The organism is Pseudoalteromonas sp. 19-MNA-CIBAN-0066 (genome assembly GCF_040308705.1).
GTDB lineage: Bacteria > Pseudomonadota > Gammaproteobacteria > Enterobacterales > Alteromonadaceae > Pseudoalteromonas > Pseudoalteromonas nigrifaciens.
The window spans coordinates 1-276 of sequence record NZ_JBEONZ010000190.1 but is presented as its reverse complement, the minus strand read 5'-3'; the positions used below and the strand labels follow the sequence as shown (position 1 = coordinate 276).

Below are 276 nucleotides of genomic sequence, written 5' to 3'. Positions count from 1 at the left end.
GATACGGGTAAAGCGCTTTCTGAAACCAAATATGTCGATATCGTCACTGGTGCTGATGTCGTTGAGTACTATGCAGGGCTCGCGCCAATGATTGAAGGTCGTCAGATTCCGCTGCGTGATAGCAGCTTTGTCTATACCCGTCAGGAACCACTCGGCGTGGTAGCCGGAATTGGCGCATGGAACTATCCTATCCAAATCGCTATGTGGAAGGCGGGTCCTGCGTTGGCCGCAGGTAATGCGATGATTTTTAAACCATCAGAAGTCACGCCATTAACC

Annotated in this window: 1 protein-coding gene; it reads left to right on the top strand. The window is 50.7% G+C overall.

The window, feature by feature from the left end; genetic code table 11:
• Window positions 1–276 (top strand): aldehyde dehydrogenase family protein (locus AAEZ18_RS18760; protein WP_352255913.1); only part of this gene is annotated, 276 nt, incomplete at both ends.